General features: G+C 61.2%; 12 protein-coding genes. 8 read left to right on the top strand and 4 right to left on the bottom strand.

Annotated features, from left to right (window positions below):
• Positions 1–5 precede the first annotated feature (5 nt).
• From BDB13_RS26990 to BDB13_RS27010, 5 genes are all read left to right on the top strand, one after another.
• Positions 6–2,489: a helix-turn-helix transcriptional regulator gene (locus BDB13_RS26990; RefSeq protein WP_094274480.1), complete on the top strand. Its 2,484-nt coding sequence runs from the start codon at positions 6–8 to the stop codon at positions 2,487–2,489.
• A 101-nt stretch (positions 2,490–2,590) separates the two neighbouring features.
• A complete protein-coding gene (locus tag BDB13_RS26995; protein WP_094274481.1) occupies positions 2,591–3,814 on the top strand; it encodes a hypothetical protein in 1,224 nt (407 codons plus the stop codon).
• A gap of 109 nt (positions 3,815–3,923) precedes the next feature.
• Positions 3,924–5,276, top strand: a complete 1,353-nt coding sequence (locus BDB13_RS27000) for a S1 family peptidase (RefSeq protein ID WP_094274482.1) — start codon at positions 3,924–3,926, stop codon at positions 5,274–5,276.
• Positions 5,277–5,426: 150 nt separating this feature from the next.
• The gene (locus tag BDB13_RS27005; protein ID WP_094275244.1) at positions 5,427–6,737 is read left to right on the top strand and encodes a S1 family peptidase; all 1,311 of its coding nucleotides are present in this window, start codon (positions 5,427–5,429) and stop codon (positions 6,735–6,737) included.
• A 503-nt stretch (positions 6,738–7,240) separates the two neighbouring features.
• On the top strand, positions 7,241–10,387 hold the full coding sequence (locus BDB13_RS27010) for a (Fe-S)-binding protein (RefSeq protein WP_094275245.1): 3,147 nt from the start codon (positions 7,241–7,243) through the stop codon (positions 10,385–10,387).
• Positions 10,388–10,561: 174 nt separating this feature from the next.
• Here BDB13_RS27010 and BDB13_RS27015 read toward each other — a convergent pair whose 3' ends face one another.
• The gene (locus BDB13_RS27015; RefSeq protein WP_094274483.1) at positions 10,562–12,499 is read right to left on the bottom strand and encodes a prolyl oligopeptidase family serine peptidase; all 1,938 of its coding nucleotides are present in this window, start codon (positions 12,497–12,499) and stop codon (positions 10,562–10,564) included.
• Between the two features lie 71 nt (positions 12,500–12,570).
• Between BDB13_RS27015 and BDB13_RS27020 the strand changes: the two genes are divergently transcribed.
• Positions 12,571–13,824 carry a pyridoxal phosphate-dependent aminotransferase gene (locus BDB13_RS27020; RefSeq protein WP_094274484.1) on the top strand — a complete coding sequence of 418 codons (1,254 nt, stop codon included), beginning with the start codon at positions 12,571–12,573 and terminating at the stop codon, positions 13,822–13,824.
• 451 nt (positions 13,825–14,275) lie between these two features.
• The gene (locus BDB13_RS27025; protein ID WP_094274485.1) at positions 14,276–15,541 is read left to right on the top strand and encodes a YibE/F family protein; all 1,266 of its coding nucleotides are present in this window, start codon (positions 14,276–14,278) and stop codon (positions 15,539–15,541) included.
• Positions 15,542–15,546: 5 nt separating this feature from the next.
• Here the strand turns inward: BDB13_RS27025 and BDB13_RS27030 are convergent, their stop codons facing one another.
• Both BDB13_RS27030 and BDB13_RS27035 read right to left on the bottom strand, forming a co-directional pair.
• Positions 15,547–17,211, bottom strand: coding sequence for an Hsp70 family protein (locus BDB13_RS27030; protein WP_094274486.1), 1,665 nt, complete (start codon positions 17,209–17,211; stop codon positions 15,547–15,549).
• Positions 17,212–17,359: 148 nt separating this feature from the next.
• Positions 17,360–18,679, bottom strand: coding sequence for a UDP-glucose dehydrogenase family protein (locus BDB13_RS27035; protein WP_094274487.1), 1,320 nt, complete (start codon positions 18,677–18,679; stop codon positions 17,360–17,362).
• A 97-nt stretch (positions 18,680–18,776) separates the two neighbouring features.
• Between BDB13_RS27035 and BDB13_RS27040 the strand changes: the two genes are divergently transcribed.
• Positions 18,777–19,295, top strand: coding sequence for an arsenate reductase/protein-tyrosine-phosphatase family protein (locus BDB13_RS27040; RefSeq protein ID WP_094274488.1), 519 nt, complete (start codon positions 18,777–18,779; stop codon positions 19,293–19,295).
• Between the two features lie 341 nt (positions 19,296–19,636).
• Here the strand turns inward: BDB13_RS27040 and BDB13_RS27045 are convergent, their stop codons facing one another.
• Positions 19,637–21,082, bottom strand: a complete 1,446-nt coding sequence (locus tag BDB13_RS27045; protein WP_094274489.1) for a polysaccharide biosynthesis tyrosine autokinase — start codon at positions 21,080–21,082, stop codon at positions 19,637–19,639.
• Positions 21,083–21,108: the final 26 nt, after the last annotated feature.

A 21,108-nucleotide genomic window follows, 5' to 3' on the forward strand; every position in this document is an offset into this window, starting at 1 on the left:
CCGGTATGCCGAACCAGCGCCTGGAAAACGAACCTTCTCATGTCACTGACCTTCTCCGACGCGTCGACGTTCTCGACACATCCCTGCGCCTGTTCGTCGTCGGCAACGATGCAACGGCTCGACCTCACCTGACAGCAGCCTTGGTCAACAGAATCACCGCTTGTGGCAGAACTGTCATCACGTCGCTGACGGGACTCGCCCCGCCGAATTCTCCTCCTGACAATTGCGTCGTACTGATCAGCGACGCTCAGATCTTGTCGCCTATCGAACTGCAGACTCTGACGAACCTGCTGCGCTGCAACGACATCGGGGTGGTGATCGCCTCCGGACGCATCACCCCGACACTCGGCCCCATCCACTCCGAGATTTCGACGACCGGGACAGTCCTGCATCTGACCACGGCACATCGTTCGGACATCCGAAAACTTGCCACGGAGCGTGGTGTCGCCATCAACGACACGACTCTGAGTCAGCTGGAACTGTTGTCCGCCGGTTCATTCGGAGCGCTGGAAGCCTACTTCGAATCGGTACCGGCGAACGGCAGGGATATGACCGAGGTGTTGCGAGCCCACTTCCTCCACCAGGTGACCGCGATCCCTCCACTCGAACGCGACATCGTGAAAATCTCACTCACTATTTCGGACGTCGATGTGCATGAACTCCATTTCGATCAGGAAAGAGACACTCTCACAGTCGCATTCGACAGAGCTGTGAGCACCGGACTATTCACGTCACAGTCACCGATCATTGCCGACGTACTCGCAGAATCGACGAATGCCGGACGAATCCGCGCAGAACTGGTCAAAATTGTCGATCGGCGCATCAAATCCGGGACACTCGACATGGACACTGCGACACGACTGTTCGATTCGGGTGTGCGACACAAGGGCCTCACCACGTACTTCCGAGAAAACATCGACAACTCCACAGCTGCGATCGCCACTGATCTGTTTCGACGGGTGCAGTCGGTCGAGGATCTGAGCGTCGCAGACACACTGAGATACGCACAGGTTGCGGCGCGCAGCGGAAACCTCGAGAGCGCTTGCCGCCTGGCAGATTCCGTCCTCACTGATACCCCTACCGATTCAGAAGGCACCGCCGACTATGCGTCATTGGCTGGAGCAGTGCGGATCCGCGCTGGTGCATCCGCAGCGTGCGGCCAACTCCGAGCTGCCGCTGATCTGTATTCCTGGCTCGGCCCCGACCGCCTCGGAGCCGAGTCCGCCTTCGCCTCTATCACTTTCCTCGGAACCGGACAGCTGGACGAGGCGACCGCTGCACTCGCCAACGGCACGGGATCGCCGTCGAGCGTCACCGTCGGCGCAACCACACTGGCCGGCGGACTGATGCAGTCGATCACCGGAGTTGCACCGATCGCGCTCAACACGATGTCGCGCGCTCTGGCCTTGCCGGGAGGAACGGACAGCTCTGTCTTCCAACCTGATTCAGCCCCCGCCCTCGTCACGTTGGCGCTTCTGCACAACGGCGCGCACGAGCGCGCTGCATCCGCCATCAGTGCAGCGATCGCAATAGACGATGCCGATAGTCACACCTGGGCACGTCATCACATCCTCGGCGCGTGGATCGCCATGCTGAGCGGTCACGACAATGTCCTCGAGAAGTTGCCGAAGGAGATATTGACCGGTCCACTGCGCGAACGTGACACACTTTTCCTACAGTCCTTGATCGTGGGCGTTGCCCGACGGTCCGGAGACCTCGCGCAATTGCGCCGAGCCTGGTCCAGCGCAGAACACACATTATCTGCCTGCAACGTCGACCTTTTCGCATTGCTTCCGATCGGTGAGTTATGGCTCGCGGCAGTACGTCTCGACGAATGCGAGCCTATCGAGCATCTCGTCGACGATGCCCGCTTGCTACTGCGCTCCCTCGGCGAACCTCCACTGTGGTCTTCGCCGTTCCACTGGTACGGCGTCCAAGCTGCAATCCTGTCGCAATCCCCGGCAGACCTACTTCCCCACGCCCGCATCCTGGCAGAATCAGCCAAAACCCACACGTACGCAGCAGGATTGGCAAATGCCGGCCGCCAATGGCTACTCCTCATGCAGGGAATCGTCGACGCCGACGAAGTCGAGCCTGCTGCACGAGGGTTGAAGCGAATCGGCCTGCCGTGGGATGCAGCGCGCTTGGCCGGCGAAGCGGCACTGCGCGCGCCCGATACAAAATCGGCCACTGCACTGCTCCACGTGGCCCGCTCACTGCGCATCGAATCGTCGATCAACCGGACTGACGCGTTCGAATCCTCCGACACAATCGCGCCACCGTCGGTGTTGACCGAACGCGAGCAGGAAGTTGCCGAACTTGTCGTTCTCGGCCTCACCTACCGAGAGATCGGCGAACGCCTCTACATATCCGCAAAGACCGTCGAACACCACGTTGCCCGGATCAAACGGAAGGTCGACGCGCAGTCACGGTCTGACCTGATGGTCATCCTTCGAGCCATGATTACTCCACATCCAACTATTAGCTGAATATTGCCCATCCCGACCGGCGCCGCCTCGATAGTGGTAGTTTCCACAGCAAGAACGGAATTTTTCGAGGTTTTGGATCGGTAACTGAGGGGTAGAGAGTTGTGAACTGGGGAGTCGGACTCTACGTCGGCAACACGTATTGCACTGCGGTTATCGCAGCGCCCGATGCCGCACCGGTAGTCATCGAACATGAATCCGTGCTGCATCACGCACCGGACGGCACCATCGAGCTGGGCGAAGTCGAGACCAATTCACCGGGCGTACGACGGTTCCTCGACCGGGTTCCCTCAGACAGTGACACCACAACCCCTTCGCACCGGACCCGCGGCGAAGATTTGGTCGCCACTGCCCTGTACTGCCTGGTCCAGGAAGTAAGCGAGCTCACCGACCAACCGCTCTCCGTCATTGCCGCAATTCCACCGAACTTCACACCCGCATCAGTCGAGTTGCTGCGGATCGCGCTCGACAATATGGATCTCGACCATGTCGAGCTGATACCCCAATCCGACGCCCTCGATGCGTGCGATTCTGATCCGTACACGAGTACGGGTGAGTGTGCCGCGCGCGGAGCCGCAATCTTGGCCGTACCCGTTTCAGACATTCCTCTTTCAGACGTAGCTGATTCAGACATGGCTAATTCAAACGTGACAGGGCCCGGCGAAGAGCTTTCCGATATTCCGATCCAATCCGAACCTGTCGAGCTTTCCGAGGCGCACCCGAGTCGAAGGCCGCTCGTCATCGCTACATCCATTGCGGGTCTTCTCACCGCGGCGGGGTGCGCCGTAGCGATTTTCATCGGATACACCCCCACAACACAGGTCCCGGAAATTCATGACGGCACTGTGGCCGTACGTACCGAAGCGATCGACGAGGCGAATATTTCCGTCACTCCGCGCGAAGTCCCGATTCAATTCCCCACCGGTGTCCCGGCCACTACAGTTCCACCGAACATCAACCCCGCTGAACGTCAGTGGACCACCACACCGGACAGTCAGCTGGTCGACGAGTTCGACCAAGTCCCGACTGCAGTGAACAGCAGTCCGGTGGTGAAGCCTGCGTTGCCGACACGGGGAGATTCCGGCGCGGGCATCAATCCTTCGGACCTGATCTATCCCGGCACCGTCATTCCCGGCGCTGTCATTCCCGGCGTTGTCATTCCCGGCGCTGTCATTCCCGGCGGGACAGACACCGGCGGCACGAACCCGGGCGAAACCACTCCCGGCACCCCCGATCCGGAACCCACCGCACCACCGACCGACGTGATCGACACCCCTCGCCCCGAGCTACCCGGTGAGCCCGCCCCTCGCCCCGATATGCCCAACTAGCTGCGCGTAGTACGCATTTCCTTCAAGGTCGCTTCCCGCCGTGTCGGCACTTTCACCTATGGTGGGGCGGTACCATCCGGCTCCACGGCCGGAGACTCGAAGGGATTTCATGCGCAACTCGTCGGCGATCCGTACTGCCTTGGTCGGCGCCTCGGCACTTCTGCTCGCAGTTCCACTCGCCACAACGTTTTCGGCTACAGCGTCAGCGGCGCCCAACCCTGATTCACGCGTCGAACAGCTCTCTGCCGATCAGCTACCCGCAGAACTGGTCGAAGCCGTCACCCGTGATCTGAAGATCTCCCCGCAGGAGTATCTCGATCGCGCTGCCAAGGCTCAGGAGCTCGGAGCGTACGCAGCAAACTTCAAATCCGAACGACCGGGCGATTACGCCGGCTCGTGGATGAGCCTCGACGGTCAGCCTGTCGTGGCGGTCACCACCACCGAAGCAGCGCGCATTGCAGCATCGGACGGTTTTCGTACGCATGTAGCGCCCGTATCCGCCGACAGTCTCGAAAAGGCTCTGGCAGACGCGAACGGGTGGATCGCGGCACTGCCCGGCGATATCGCGATGGCGATCAACTCCGCGTCGATCGACGTACTGAACAACCGGGTAGTGATCGACGTCGCCAACAGTCCCGTCGGCAAGGCACTCGACCTGCCCACCTTGCTCGAGAACACCAAGATCAGGCTCAGTCCGGACGGCGCCGGTGCAGTCGATTCGCGCCCACTCGGTGGCGACACCTACATCACGTCGGCAGGCCCGATCCGCGAGACCGCAACCGAGAACATCTCGGTGTGCTCCTTCGGGTTCAATGCCGTCGACAACCAGAACAATGCACTCAATATCAGTGCAGGACACTGTAATCCAACCCAGGGAACACCCTCGCCCGTCTACCTCCCCAACCGGGCGAACGTCGACGACAGCGTCCAGGTGGGTAATTTCGCTCAGTCTTCGGTCGGCAAGGACGCAGCAGCCCTCGACTATTCCGTCATCAAGTTCAACAAGGCCGGTGTCGACGCCGGGCTCGATCGCCCCTCCGTGCGCGGCGCCAGCGGCACCACCCTCGAAATCACAGGAACGGCACGCCCCGTAGTCGGTGCACCAATCTGCAAGTCCGGTCAGACGTCGTCGTTCACCTGCGGAATCGTCTCGGCCGATCACGTCGAGACCCAACTCGTTGTTGCCGACGGCGATTCACGGACAGTTCGAGGATTCTACGGAACAGCGTGCACCCTTGCCGGTGACAGTGGCGGCGCCATCGTTACCGGAACCCTGGCGCTCGGCATCACCAGTGGCTCCAACAGCAGCGGCGCTCCGAGCTGCAACGAAGCAAATCTCGTACTCGCGACATCAGGCGGAACCTCCAACCTCGGAATCCCTGTCGACGACATTACAAAGGCCGCCGACGCAGCCTCCGGTGGTGGCGTCGGGTCCGGAATCCGGGTCCGCACCGTCAACTGATCTACATAAACTCACCCCTGTAACTGGTGGGATTCGCAGCGGCGAACCCATATAGTCATGGACGACTGCGATACGGCTCGCCACTCCGGCGGGCCGTATCCGCGTACTCCCAGGGGGGTGGTGCGCGGTCAACGAAGCGGAAAGGCCCTCATGCGAAGCTCCATCGCACGTCGCGCCGCAGTGTTCGGCTCGGCCGCGCTGCTGCTCCTCGGACCGATTACCGCCGTTGCGAATGCCGAACCAACTGCGTCCGGCGTATCCGATCAGGCTGCACGTCTGCCGGTCGAACTCGCCGAGGCACTCCAGCACGATCTGGCGCTGACGCCGGCCGAGTATGTGTCACGTTCCGAACTGGCGCAGAAACTTGCCGAGTTCGCCGCGATCGCGCGGGTCCAGTTCCCCGATGCATTCGGTGGAGTCTGGCTCAATGAGGTCGGAGCTGCCGTAGTCGCATTGGCCGACGGACCGAACAAGGCCGACGCGCGAACAGCTGCCGAGAAGGCAGGCTTCACGGTCCAGGATGTCGCACAAAGCGAAACATCGTTGCGCACCGAAATATCGGCACTCAACGACTGGCTCGACTCGCAGCCTGCCGGTGTGGCTGATCTTGTTCGCGGAATCGCCATCGACGTGGTCGGAAACGGCATCGCACTTACTGCCGACACCACCGCCGGACTGGCGCTGCCGGACTTCCTGAAGTCGACAATCGTCCACACCGCAGCCCCGATCACGGTTCCGCCGATCCTCGCCGACCTGATCCCCGCCACCGGATCCGCAACCGGAGACGCGGCACTCGGCGGCGACGGCTACAACGCAATGTCCGGCTACTTCGGATTCAAGTGCTCGTTCGGATTCAACGGAACCGACGCATCCGGCCGCACAGTCAACATCAGCGCCGGCCATTGCGATCCCAACCGCGCCGGTGCCGGAACCGAACATGCCGGCGAAGTCTTCCCTCTCGTCAATAACCAACCCGGACCCCGGGTCGGCTACTTCGCGAAGAGCCGGTTCGACCAGCAGGACTACTCGATCATCAATATCGACGACAACGCGAAATATCGTTTCGACAACAACAGCATCCGCGTTCCGTTCAACCGGTCGGTCAACATCGACGGCGTGGCCGACCCCGTTGTCGGCGCCCCGGCATGCAAGGCCGGATCGACCACCGGGTACAGCTGCGGCATCGTCACCAGCGTCGACCGGATAGCGCGTGTCGAAGGCCAAGAACTGGTCAACCTGTTCACCACCGACATCTGCGTTCTCCAGGGTGACAGCGGTGGCCCGATCGTGACCGGCACCCGAGCACTGGGCATCACCAGCGCCTCCAACGTCGCCACCTCCTCACTGTGCGAGGTAGCCCGGGCTGCCGCCTTGTTCGGACAGGCAGCGCCGACGCAGTACGCAACACCGATCAAGGACATCCTCGCCGCTAATCCCGGCTTGAAGGTTCGCGACTACTGAGTTCCATCGTCTCCGCTGTGGCCCCGCCTCCTGGAGGTGGGGCCACAGTTGTATTTCCACCCCCATCCGGTGCATTTCCCACCCCCATCCGGTGCATTTCCCACCCCGGTCTGGTGCGTTTCCCACCCCGGTCTGGTGCGTTTCCCACCCCCCACCCGGTGCGAACGGATCGTTCAGCGCATCCAAGGCGATGAATGATCCGTTCGCTCCGGAAAGGGACGCCCGGTCTGTCCAAATCGGGTCGAGACCAACGAATCCATCAGGTTAGGACGCCCTGATTGGCGGGGGTGAGAGCTGCACCACCTAACGTGACGGTAGATATGTCTGCGCGACGGCCCAGCCCGTCGTTGCGCGGATGTTTGATCCCGCCAGGCCAAGCATGGTTACCCACCGGTAGACATGCTCGACACGCATAGTTACTGGCGGGTAACATATGGCAGGTTACTATCAGTGGGCTGTTCCGCAGGTGGCCGACGTGTCGCCCTGAAATGAAAGGCCGCGACATGAATGCCCTGACGATCACGTTGGGCACCATCGGTGTGCTGCTGAGCCTCGTATGTTGGTATTCCTTCATCGGCGGCGCGCTCAAGATGGTCAAGACCGTCCAGATCGGTCAATCGGCACCGGATCGCTGGCGCCCGTTCTTCCCGCGCTTCAAGCAGATGGTCATCGAGTTCATCGCCCACACACGAATGGCGAAATTCCGTACCGTCGGCTGGGCTCACTGGCTTGTCATGGTCGGATTCCTACTCGGTGCCATCGTCTGGTTCGAGGCATACGGTCAGACCTTCAATCCTGAGTTCCACTGGCCGATTTTCGGAAACTGGGCCATCTACCACCTGGTCGACGAAATTCTGGGCTTGGGCACCGTCATCGGCATCACGACGCTGATCGTCATTCGCCAACTCAACCACCCGCGGATCCCCACTCGACTCTCCCGATTCGGCGGATCGGATTTCAAGGCCGCCTACTTCGTCGAAACTGTCGTCCTCATCGAGGGCCTCGGCATGATCTTCGTGAAGGCCGGCAAGATCGCCACGTACGGACACTCCAACCCGTGGACCGACTTCTTCACGATGAACCTGGCCAAGTTGCTCCCCGCCAGCGCCACCATGGTCGCCATCTTCGCGTTCATCAAGCTGATGTCCGGCATGATCTGGCTGTACATGGTCGGACGCAACATCACCTGGGGTGTTGCATGGCACCGCTTCTCCGCGTTCTTCAACATCTACTTCAAGCGTGAGGACGACGGAACCGTCGCACTTGGCGCCGCAAAGCCGATGATGAGCAAGGGCGTTGCCCTGACCATGGACAACGTCGATCCGGATACCGACACTCTGGGTGCCGGTCAGATCGAGGACTTCTCATGGAAGGGCTGGCTGGACTTCACGACTTGCACCGAGTGCGGCCGTTGCCAGTCCCAGTGCCCCGCCTGGAACACCGGAAAGCCGCTCTCCCCCAAGCTCCTCATCATGTCGCTGCGTGACCACGGTTACGCCAAGGCTCCGTACTTGCTCGCCGGTGGCCGCAAGGACATGGGCGGCGACGAGGTCGGCCTGGTGGACGCCGAAGGCAACGTCAACGAAGCTGCCCTCGCCGCAATTCCCGAAGCTGCCCGCCGCGAAGCCGAGCGCAAGCTCGTCGGCGAAACCGTCGAAGGTGAAATGGCCCCGGTCATCGACGCCGAGACTCTGTGGAGCTGCACCAACTGTGGCGCTTGTGTCGAGCAGTGCCCCGTCGACATCGAGCACGTCGACCACATCATCGACATGCGCCGCTACCAGGTCCTGATCGAATCGGAATTCCCGTCCGAGCTCGCCGGCCTGTTCAAGAACCTCGAGAACAAGGGCAACCCCTGGGGTCAGAACTCCAAGGATCGCCTCAACTGGATCAACGAGATGGACTTCGAGATCCCGGTTTACGGCCAGGACGCCGACACCTTCGAGGACTACGAGTACCTCTTCTGGGTCGGTTGCGCCGGCGCCTACGAGGACCGTGCCAAGAAGACCACGAAGGCCGTCGCCGAACTGCTCGCCACCGCGGGCGTCAAGTTCATGGTCCTCGGTGCCGACGAAACCTGCACCGGTGACTCCGCTCGCCGCGCCGGCAACGAGTTCCTGTTCCAGCAGCTCGCGATGCAGAACATCGAGATGCTGAACTCGGTCTTCGAAGGCGTCGAGCAGAAGAAGCGCAAGATCGTCGTCACCTGTGCGCACTGCTTCAACGCCCTCGGCAACGAGTACCCGGAGGTGGGCGGCGACTACGAGGTCGTTCACCACACCCAGTTGCTCAACCGCCTGGTTCGCCAGAAGAAGCTGATCCCCGTCGCGTCCGTGAGCGAAGACATCACGTACCACGACCCGTGCTTCCTCGGCCGCCACAACAAGGTGTACGACGCTCCCCGTGAACTCATGGAAGCATCCGGCGCCAAGCTGATCGAAATGCCGCGTCACGGCGAACGTTCCATGTGCTGTGGTGCCGGTGGCGCCCGCATGTGGATGGAAGAGAACATCGGCAAGCGCATCAACGTCGACCGCGTCGACGAGGCACTCTCGACCAACCCCAAGAAGATCGCCACGGGTTGCCCGTTCTGCCGCGTCATGCTTACCGACGGCGTCACCGCTCGTCAGGAAGAGGGCAAGGGTGAAGGCGTCGAGGTTGTGGACGTCGCTCAGCTGATGCTCAATTCCGTCACCCGCCTCGAATCCGCACAGCTCACCGAGAACATCAAGGTGATCCCGCGGGAGAAGGCACCGGTTGCTGCTGCGCCGGCGCCTGTCGTGGAGGAAGCCGCACCAGTAGTCGAAGAGACCGCTGCTCCGGCTGCAGCTGCTGCACCGGCTGCCGGCAAGGGTCTCGCAATGAAGGGTCTGGCCAAGGCTCCCGGCGCCAAGGCTCCCGGCAAGGGACTCGGAATGGCAGGCGGAGCAAAGGCTCCGGGCGCCAAGAAGGCTGCGGCTCCGGCTGCATCCGCCGAAGCTGCTGAGTCTGCACCGGCGGCTCCGGTCGCTCCGGTCGCAAAGCCCAAGGGTCTCGGCCTGGCCGGCGGCGCGAAGGCTCCCGGCGGTAAGGGTCTGCAGATGAAGGGCGCTGCCAAGGCTCCGGGCGCAAAGGCCGCTCCGGCTGCCGCTGCACCGGCCGCAGAGGCTGCTGCTGCACCGGAAACTGCGGCTCCCGCTGCCAAGCCGAAGGGCCTGGGCCTTGCGTCCGGCGCGAAGGCTCCCGGCGGTAAGGGTCTGCAGATGAAGGGCGGCGCGAAGGCTCCGGGCGCAAAGGCCGCTCCGGCTGCCGCTGCTCCTGTTGCTGCTCCTGTTGTCGAAGCACCCGTCGCTGAGGCACCTGTTGTCGAAGCACCCAAGGCAGCTCCGGTTGCCAAGGCCGGTGGTCTCGGATTCAAGTCGGGCGCAAAGGCTCCCGGTGCACGTAAGGCAGCTCCGGCTGCTGCTGCACCCGTCGCGGAAACACCGGCCATCGAAACACCGGTCGTCGAAACACCGGTCGTCGAAACACCGGTCGTCGAAGCACCCGCTGTTGAAGCACCTGCTGAGGCACCGAAGGCTGCTGCTACCGAGACTCCGGCTCCCCCGGCTGCCAAGCCCGGTGGACTCGGATTCAAGTCGGGCGCCAAGGCTCCCGGCCGCAAGAAGTAACAGTTCCGCTCGCGAACGCCCCCACCTCAACGGTGGGGGCGTTCGTATTTCCCGGCCCCGGCTAGTGAGCACCGTTTCTGCGTAGTGAGCACCCTTTCCAGCATGCTGAAACCGGTGCTCACTATGCACAGGCGGTGCTCACTCCCCCCGCTTCGCGCCTGAGCCCTACAGCGTTCAGGAACCTGAAGCAGTCCACAGTTTCAGCTCCGGAATGCCCGGCGGTGTGAATCCCATAACCTGGCCGTAGAAGGACAGTTCGGCGTTCCGGGCACTGATAATCGTGGACAGTTGACGGAAGCCATGCGACTCACCGGCAAAATCCAGATATGCGTGCGGAATACCCTTGGCTACCAGCGCATCCCGGAAGCGTTCAGCTTGCGAGGGCGGAACGATGGGATCGTCGAGACCCTGAAGCAATAGGACAGGGCAGTTCAGTCCGCCGACATTGTTCAGTGGCGCACGTTCTGCATACAGTGCTGCAGATTCCGGCAGTGGACCGATCAGTCCGTCGATGTACCGCGATTCGAAATCGTGGGTTTCCTTGACAAATCCGTCGAGCTCCGCGACTCCGTAGTAGGAAGTGCCACAAGCAAAGACCTCTGAAGTTGTCAGTGCCGCCAAAACTGTCCATCCGCCGGCAGAACCACCTTCGATGGCCAGACGGTTCGCGTCGGCGAGGCCCTGTTCAGCCAGTCCGGTCACCGCGGTGATCACATCTTGGACGTCGACGACACCCCACTGCCCCCGAAGGCGATTGCGGTACTCGCGGCCGTAGCCGGTGGATCCGCCGTAGTTGACGTCCACCACACCGATTCCGCGACTGGTGAAGTACGCGTAGACGAGGTTGAGTGCCGGCGCCACGTGCGCGGTGGGCCCGCCGTGGACAAACGCGACGTACGGCGGCAACTCCCCGTCGAGACCAACGTATCGGGGATTGCGCGGCGGATACGCAACCGCATGAACCTCACGGCCCTGACCATGCGCGACGACCGTCTGCGCTTCCGGAAGATAGGCGTCGTCGGGCAACGATTCGACAGACAACCGAATTACTCTGGGATCTCCTGTCCTCGAATCGAATTCGCGCACTCCGGTAGCAACCTTGGCGCCACCGCACTTGAGCAGGAGACGATCCCCGCGAACCTGCAGAATGCTGATGCTCGTAACTCCGGAAATTTCGAGATCTCGCAACTTCCCCGACTCCGGGTCGAGCACGGCAAGGGTGTCCGTGCCGACGGTCCGGACCGTCAACAGTTTCCCGTCCTCGAGCACCTCGTACCAGCGAGCACCGAACTGCCACAACGGTCCACCAAAATCGGCGTCCGCGGCACAGAGTGAAGTAACCCCGGCCCCGACTCGATAGATATTCCACCAGCCACTGCGGTCACTGACTACGTACAGTTCGTCTTCGTTGATCCATTCAGGTTGCAGCACAGACTCTTCGGCGCCACCGATGACAACTCGAGACGGCCCGGCAACTCCGTCGACCAGATCTGCGATTCGCAGTTCCGTTCCGTCCCAGGGCATCTGCGGATGGTTCCAAGCAATCCAGGCGATCTTGGATCCACCCGGCGAGAGACGTGGATACGCCAGGAAATCCGAGCCTCCGACGATGGAGCGAATATCGCCGCTGCCGTCGAGCGGGATGGCGCAGATATCTCGTGTAATCGAACCGTCCGCCGCATGTGACTCCCGCACCGCCCATACTTCGTCGCCGACAATCGACAGGTCCGCGTAGCGCAACGCTGCGGGCGCAGTGGGCTCCGGCGTCAAGGCCCGTGGAGTGTGGCCTTCGAGGATGTACACCCGCTGGTCCGAGAATTCACTGAACACGAGTTGCCTCGTATCCGTGACTGTCCACGCACCGCCGCCGTATTCATGGACCCGTGTTCGGGCGTTCCACGGCGCAGGCAGGACATCGATGGGCAGGCCGTCTACTGCGATGCGGCGGACGGCGACGCGTCCGCCCTCGGTCGGCCGCAACTCCGACCACCAGACGTCGCCGCCCACGTAGCGGCCGCCTTCGACGGGATGACCACCAGCGGCAAGATCCGCTGCGATGATGGGCGAAGTCCACGATCCGTACGGTGCTGCGATCACGTCGGTCTGCGTCATCTTGTCGAGGATAGGACACGTCGGCCGTGCCCCGAACAATCCACTTGCGCAGAAGTGGAATCATGTAAGTCGTGAGCACACCAGAACCCGTCCGCCATCGTCAGCCGCCGCGCGAGCTGGAGCAGTCGTCGAAGCTCCAGAACGTCCTGTACGAAATCCGTGGACCGGTGCATGCGCATGCCGCCCGGTTGGAGGCGGAAGGGCACCGGATCCTCAAGCTCAACATCGGCAACCCGGCACCGTTCGGTTTTGATGCCCCCGATGTGATCATGCGCGACATGATTGCCGCCCTCCCCTACGCACAGGGATATTCGGAGTCCAAGGGAATCTTGTCAGCCAGGCGCGCGATCGTGACGCGTTACGAATTGGTACCGGGATTCCCCGAGCTCGATGTCGATGACATCTACCTCGGCAACGGCGTGTCCGAGTTGATCACGATGACCATGCAGGCATTGCTCAACAACGGCGACGAGGTGCTGATCCCAGCTCCCGACTACCCGCTGTGGACCGCCATGACCAGCCTGTCCGGTGGCACCCCGGTCCACTACCTGTGCGACGAGGGCAATGATTGGAATCCCGATATCGCGGATATCGAATCCAAGATCACCGACAAGACCAAGGCGCTGCTGGTCATCAACCCGAATAACCCCACGGGTGCGGTGTACTCGATGGAAATTCTCCAGCAATTGGTCGATCTGGCACGCAAGCATCAACTGTTGCTGCTGGCAGACGAGATTTACGACAAGATCCTTTACGACGACGCGAAGCACATCTCGCTCGCTACGCTGGCTCCCGATCTGTTGTGCTTGACGTTCAACGGCCTCTCGAAGGCGTACCGCGTCGCCGGCTACCGTTCGGGCTGGGTTGCCATCACCGGCCCCAAGGACCACGCGGCAGGCTTCCTGGAGGGTCTCGACCTCCTGGCGTCGACGCGCTTGTGCCCGAATGTTCCGGGGCAGCACGCCATCCAGGTCGCGCTGGGTGGCCATCAGAGCATCGAGGATCTGATTCTCCCGGGAGGGCGCCTACTCGAACAGCGCGATGTCGCCTGGGAACGTCTGAATATGATTCCGGGCGTCTCCTGTGTGAAGCCGCGCGGTGCGCTGTACGCGTTCCCTCGCCTGGATCCGAATGTGCACGAAATTCACAACGACGAGAAGTTGGTTCAGGATCTTCTTCTTCAGGAAAAGATACTCATGGTCCAGGGAACCGGTTTCAATTGGCCCAATCATGATCATCTACGCATCGTGACTTTGCCGTGGGCTCGAGACCTCGCGGTGGCCATCGAACGGTTCGGCAACTTCCTCACCAGCTACAAGCAGTGAAAATCGGATAAATTTCTTGATATACAGATGCCCCGCAAACGTAAAGTTGCGGGGCATTTGTGCGACCTTCGTCACACATTTCGCAAACCGCTTGGTTTGGTTGAGCATTTAACTAATTAGTGACCTGCCACGATGACAAAAAGGGCCAATCGGTCTGCGTGATCGTTGCCAAATTGGTAGTTGGACAATGCACCACATCGGTTTGGAATTGGGTACATTGGTTAAAGCACTTCGGTGCCGCGAGCACCTGGTATCCCTCCCCCCCCTGTGGATACCAGGTTGGTGGCGGGGACAACCCCCCTGTTCCCCGCCACCCAGCTCGAAAACTTTCGCGAAGCTGACCATCCGCTTCCGCATCATCGCTCGACATCACTGCTTCAAGAGGCCGATTCACCGCGACAACCGCTAGCATGGCAGCGGTGCAAATCCACAGTCCGACACACAGTTTCCGATGAGCCACGGTCACGGCCACAATCACGACGGTCCGCTTCGCATCGGAGCCGCTGCATCCCGGATTGTCATAGGAATTCTCGCCGTCGTCGGACTGGCGGTGGTCATCGGTCTGATTGCACTGTGGCCTGACAAATCCACCACTGCAATCCCCATGCCGTTCCAGAATGCCGACGGCGGATCCGTGGTGACAGAAGCCGGTACCGTGACAAACCAGAACATCGGCGCCTGCGGAAGCCTCTCGGCGGGAAGACCATTCGTCGGCGAGCCCGCGCCTCCGGCCAACACGAGTTATCAATGCCAGCGCAGCATTGTCGATATCGAATCGGGGCCGAATTCCGGGACCCAGACTCTCCTGGAGATCATTCCCGGCCCGGGCCAGCCCGATCTACGCGTCGGCGATCACATACGACTGGTCCGTCAGACCGATCCGACTGGTGCGACCCAATATTCATTCGAGGACTACTCCCGAGGGTTGCCGCTGGCGCTGATCGTCACGATGTTCGCAGTGGTAGTCATCGCTGTAGCCCGGTGGCGAGGATTGCGGGCTCTGCTCGGATTGGTGGTTGCCTTCGGTGTTGTAGTCGGGTTCCTTCTGCCCGCACTGCTGGACGGAAAACCTGCGATACCGCTTGCGCTGGTCTCCGGCGCAGTCATCTTGTATGCCGTCCTGTACCTGGCGCACGGAGTCTCGCTGCGGACAAGTTCCGCGCTCCTCGGAACGCTCGCCGCAATGGTCCTGGCCGCACTGCTGTCGTATCTGGCAATTCAACTGACACACCTCACCGGGCTCTCCGAAGAGCAGAACACCAACGTGCAGACCTACATTCAGCACGTCGACATCACCGGGCTACTTCTCGCCGGATTCATCATCGGCTCGCTCGGTGTGCTCAACGACGTCACGATCACTCAGGCGTCGTCGGCGTTCGAACTGGCGGAACTCGACAAAATTGCCACCCGGCGCCAGATCTTCGCTAGTTCGATGCGCGTCGGTCGCGATCACATCGCCAGCACCGTCTACACCCTGGTACTGGCATATGCCGGCGGCGCCTTACCGCTACTTCTGCTCTTCAGCGTCAGCGGACGACCGCTCGGCGACGTACTGGTCGGCGACGCCGTGGCCATCGAAATCGTGCGATCAGCCGTCGGCGGTATCGCTCTTGCGTTGTCAGTGCCCCTCACAACCGCCATTGCCGTCCTTCTGGCCCGGCCACCGGGAGCGTCGACGGCATCCACCGCCACCGGGGGCCGGCATTCCAAACGCTGAACGGCTCAGAAACCTGGGATGCGGGGCAACACGGGCAGCAAGATCGGCGGCAACCCGGGGATGTACACCGCCGGCGGAGGCGGTGGCGGCGGAACGTACGGCGCTACGTACGGGGCCTCAGCCTCGGGCTGCTGCTCCACGACCGGCGGCGGTTCCACCGTCGTAGTCGACGGCGGTGGTGTCGTTGTGGTCGGCGGGGGCACAGTGGTCGACGGCGCGACGGTGGTGGTCACCTCGGTCACGACGGGATTGGCTTCACCCGAATCTCCGAAGACCTTTCCGCCATATCCCATTCCCAGTCCGACAATGACAATTGCAGCCACCACGCCGGCACCCAGCCCGGCAAACCGGAAAGGTTTTCTGGAATCTTCGGTCGTTGTTTCCTCACGGATGGTTGACGCCACCCACGACGGTTGTCCACCGCTGGCATCCGCAGCTATGGACTCGGGAGGCATCGCGTCCGGAGGCATAGCCGAGTAAGCGGGGGCGTCGACCATGACCGATTCGACTTCGACGGGAGCCTGTCCGGCGTGTTCGTCGACGGCTCCGCGGAGAGGTGCGACGGCCACAACCGCAGATTCGGTTTCGGAGGCTACTTCGACAACAGCGGGCGCATCGGGCACCGAAGGAACCGTCGGCTCGACACTCGGCCGTCGATGGTGCGTGTTCACGCGACTGGTCCTCGCCAGTCCACCGTGGGCGAATGCTTCAACGGGTTCGGGCACAGCCGCCGGCGTGTGTATCGGATAGGGAGCAAAGATCGGTGCGACGGCCGACGCCGAAACAGTCTGCGCAACCGGTGCCACGGCAACTGTCCGGTCCGTAGGCCCCTCGGCGAGCAAGGCTGCACCTTGGGCGGCCAACAGGTCGGGTTGTTCCGGCGCGATAACCGGGACTTCGAGCCACATTTCCAGAACCGTGCGGATGATAGGAATTCTTGCACCGCCGCCGATCAGTACAACTGCGTCCGGGTGCCTGCCGGAAGTCGCGACAACCTCCCGGACCTCACGGGCCAGTGCCTCGACGAAGGGCGCGACCAAGGAATCGAATACTTCACGGGAGAGCAGAAGCAATCCGCCCGGTCCCGGAAGGCAGACTGCGCTGCGTGTCGAAAGCTGTTCCTTGGCGAGCCTGCACCGGGACTGAAGTTCAGCGATGCTCTCCGGATCTGTCGGGGGCACGATCCGACGTCGTTCGGTCTGATCGCGGTAGACGAGCGCGTCGAAACGATCTCCGGCGACCTGGCTCGATCGCGCCGTGACCACTGTCGAACCGCTCGCCCGATCAATCACGTCCACAGTTGATCCGGTGCTACCCAGGTCGACGATGACCAGGGTGTTCTGCGTCCCGAGTGTTCCCGGTTCCTCGAGCATTCGCAGTATCGCGGTCGATTCGGGAACAAGTTGGTAGTGGTCGATCAGACCGCGATCGAGCGCATTGGTCAATGCACCGGCCTGATTCTGATCGCGGTAGACGACTGCGACGACGTTGTCCTGCCCGGTAAACTCCGCGAGAGCCACACGAATCGAGTCGGCCGCTATGTCTTCAGGTATCTCGCGTCCGCGCTCGATCGCTCTCGAGCGGAACACCGGACCACCGTTGTCGGGCGTACCCGGGCGCGCCAAGCGGACAGCACTCGCCCCCACTGTTACACCCAGCACCAAGTTCATGAGCCACCTTCGTCGACCGCAGACAAATCCATGATCAGATCCGTCACTCCCCGGCGCGAAGTCTACCCATTCGATTGCATCGAGGAAATGTGTCGAGTCGCGCCGAACCAACTTCTCGGCAATCTATCAGCTAATGTCAGCTTAGCTATCATCGACCTAGTCCGCGATAGATCCATCCCGCCGACCGCCAGACCGAGGGATCGAGACAATTTCGCCCGTCGACGATCACCCGAGTCCGAACTGCCGAATCGAGTTCACCGGGATCCAGAGCGACAAACTCGGCCCATTCTGTTGCAACAAGCACGACATCAGCGTTATTACAGGCTCCCGACGTCGAAGTTGCGTAATCGAGGGTAGGAAAGAGATTGCGCGAATTCGCCATCGCCTTCGGGTCGTAGACCGACACTGCAGCACCATGAAGTTGCATCATGCCCGCGACATTCAGCGCGGGCGAATCACGAACATCGTCCGATTCCGGCTTGAATGCGGCCCCCAGTACGGCCACGTTCATTCCCAGCAAACTTCCACCACAAGCCTCGGCAACAAGTTCAACGACTTTTGTGCGCCTTCGCATATTGATGCTGTCGACCTCCCGGAGAAATGACAGCGCCTGATCCACACCCAACTCCCCGGCCCGGGCCGCGAACGCACGGATGTCCTTCGGCAGGCAACCTCCCCCGAACCCCAACCCTGCATTGAGGAAGCTGCGACCGATACGCGCGTCGTAGCCGAGCGCGTCGGCAAGCACGGTCACATCGGCTCCGGTGGCCTCACAAATTTCTGCGATCGCATTGATGAAGGAAATCTTGGTAGCCAGAAAGGCGTTGGCAGAGCTCTTGACCAGTTCCGACGTCGCCAGATCGGTGACAACAAGCGCGACACCGTTGGCCAGGAGCGACTCATAGACATCCCGTAGCGCCCCTTCCGCGGTCCCCGGCCGATCACGCTCGATTCCGAACACCAGCCGATCCGGACGCAAGGTGTCGGCTACAGCAAATCCTTCACGCAGGAATTCCGGATTCCACGCAACTTCGACGCCTTCACCCGCCGGAGCAGCGCCACGAACTCGGGATGCCAACCGTGCTGCCGTACCCACCGGGACGGTCGATTTTCCGACGATCACCGTCGGCCTCGTCAACAACGGCGCCAAGGTGTCGATGACAGCGTCGACATGGCTCAGATCCGCCGCATTCTCGCCCCGCTTCTGTGGAGTGCCCACACACAAGAAATGAAGGTCGGCGAATTCCGCAGCATCTGCGTACGACGTACTGAAACGCAGTCGTCCCGATTCGAGATTCTGAAGCAAGAGTTGCTCCAGCCCAGGCTCATAGAACGGAACCCGACCTTCCCTCAACATCTCGATCTTCGCGGCGTCGATGTCGATCCCCAGGACTTCGTGTCCCAGCTCCGCCAGACACACAGAATGGGTCACACCCAGATACCCGGTTCCGAACACGGTTAGTCGCATGAACACTTGTTACATCTCGTGCGCAGACGAAACAGAAACCCCGAGTGGGTAACTGGCGAACAGTTCGAGTCGAGACCGTGCCGCCTATGATGACTCCATGCACGTCCTATTCGTATGTACCGGAAACATCTGCCGCTCCCCTACCGCCGAACGGCTGGCGCTTGCGTTTGCCGGCGAAGCGCTCATCCCCGATTTTCGCGCATCGAGCGCCGGAACCAGAGCCGTTGTCGGGCACCCGATCGAGCCCACGGCCGCCGACGTTCTCGAGGGGCTGGGCGGCGATCCGACCGAGTTCCGCGCACGATTGTTCACGAAGTCGATTGCAGCCGAAGCAGATTTGATCCTGACGATGACCGAGCGCCACCGTGACCAGGTCCTGACGCTGGCTCCGGCACAGTTCAAACGGACCTTCACCCTGCGCGAGGCAGCCCGCTTGGCCAGGGCTGCGGATGCGAGGGGTGTTTCGGATCTCGCTGCGGCCCGTCCGCTCCACCGAACCACTGACATCGAAGACGTCGTCGATCCGATAGGTAAGGACTCGAACACTTTTCACGCGGTGGGAAACGAGATTGCAACGCTCCTCAAGCCATTGATACTCCGAATGACTACACGCTGAAGCACACAACAGCCCCCTCACTCCAGGGGAGGGAGTGCGGGGGCTGTTTCGCAGACGACGCTGTATGTGGAGCGTGAACGAAGACGGATCAGCTCAACGCGAACAGTGCTGTGACGAGAACACGTGCGAATTCGAACAACTGGTCAACCGAAGGAGCGCCTACTGCTTCACTGATGCCCATGAGAGAACCTAGCATTCTATTCCTCCGAAAGTTGTGGGATCTGAATGGCTCACTGCCACTGCGAAAATGGTAACAACTGTGTATGGCTCACGTCACGCAACTTCGACAAGTCGAGGACGATCCCGGACCAAAGTCCCACGCTCTCTCCGAATCTTTTCACTCAGTGCGTATTTGACGCCAACGCCACATCAGACCTAGGCGTAGCAGGTGCCTGGATGTCCGCAGAGTCCTTGTTCACCACCGGATCCGAGTCGTAGTAGTACTTGTACTCGTAGACTCCACGGCCTCGTTCCGGCGTCATCGTGATCACGGTACCGAGAATGACAGCACCGACACTGCGCAGGTTGCCGACTGCCCGCGAGAACTGATCACGCTTGGTCTCCCCGTGGCGTGCAATCAGCAATGCACCGTCCGACATCGCCGACAGCACAGCCGCATCGGTAACCGGCAAGAGTGGCGACGCGTCGATGATGACGTAGTCGAAACGAGACCTCAGCTCTGTCAAAATTGTTCGTGCAGTATCAGTTCCCAACAGTTCGCTGGGATTGGGCGGAATCGGACCTGATGCGAGCACTGTCAAGCCAGTAGCGCCGTCCTGCTGGAGCACGTCGTCCAATTCGGCCTGTCCGGACAGGACCGAACTCATCCCCACACTCCCGATGATCCCGAGATACTTCGAAATGCGAGGCTTCCGAAGGTCACCTTCGACGAGGCAAACGTTCTTTCCACCTTCAGTAAGTACCAACGCGATGTTGAGCGCAGTCGTCGTCTTACCTTCTGCTGGTAATGAACTCGTCACCACGATCACCCGTGGAGGGTTGTCAACCGCAAGAAATTGCAGATTGGTACGCAGTTCGCGGTACGCCTCGGCGCTCGTCGAATTTCCGACGTTGAAGTCGATCGCTTGACTGACCTGCCGATCCTTGTCGAACGGGATCGTGCCTACCATCGCGGAACCGGCGATCTCTTCTACTGCCCGTCTGTCCTTCACCGTGTTGTCCAGGCGATCTCGGAGGACAGCCAACGCAATACCCAGAAGGAGGCCGACAGCGATACCGAGTGCCACGTTGCGCTCCGTCTTGGGCGACACCGGTTCACTGGGTGCTTGCGCCCGCTGTTCTACCACTACGCGCGCCGGCGGCGTCCCACCGTTGTCCGGAGTACCGAGTTCCTTTGCCATCACAACAAATTCATCCGACAATGCATTGGCGATATCCCGAGCCTGCTCCGGCGACGTGTCCTGCACATTCACATCGATCAGCACGGTATCGGGTGCAGACGTAGCGCTCACCTTCGTTGCGAGTTCTTTCCCGGACATCCCACCGACCTTGTCCGGACCGAGAACATCAACTGTTCGCTGAGCGAGAGTTTCACCGGTCAACAGCTTGGTGTACGACGTCACCAACTGCTGTGACAATTGATTTCCCCTGAATGCCTCGTCCACCGACGTTCCCACCGACGTGGAGACGAACAGTCGTGTCGACGATTGATAGACGGGCGTCGAGATCAACGACGCACCAAGAGCGCCCAGCGCTGCAACTACGGTGACGACAGCGATGATCCTCCACCGCGCCTGCAGAATCTTCAGGTATTCCTGTACTTCCATCTTCGAATCTCCTTCGGCTCGAACAC

Origin of the sequence: Rhodococcus sp. OK302 (assembly GCF_002245895.1) — a bacterium.
GTDB lineage: Bacteria > Actinomycetota > Actinomycetes > Mycobacteriales > Mycobacteriaceae > Rhodococcus_F.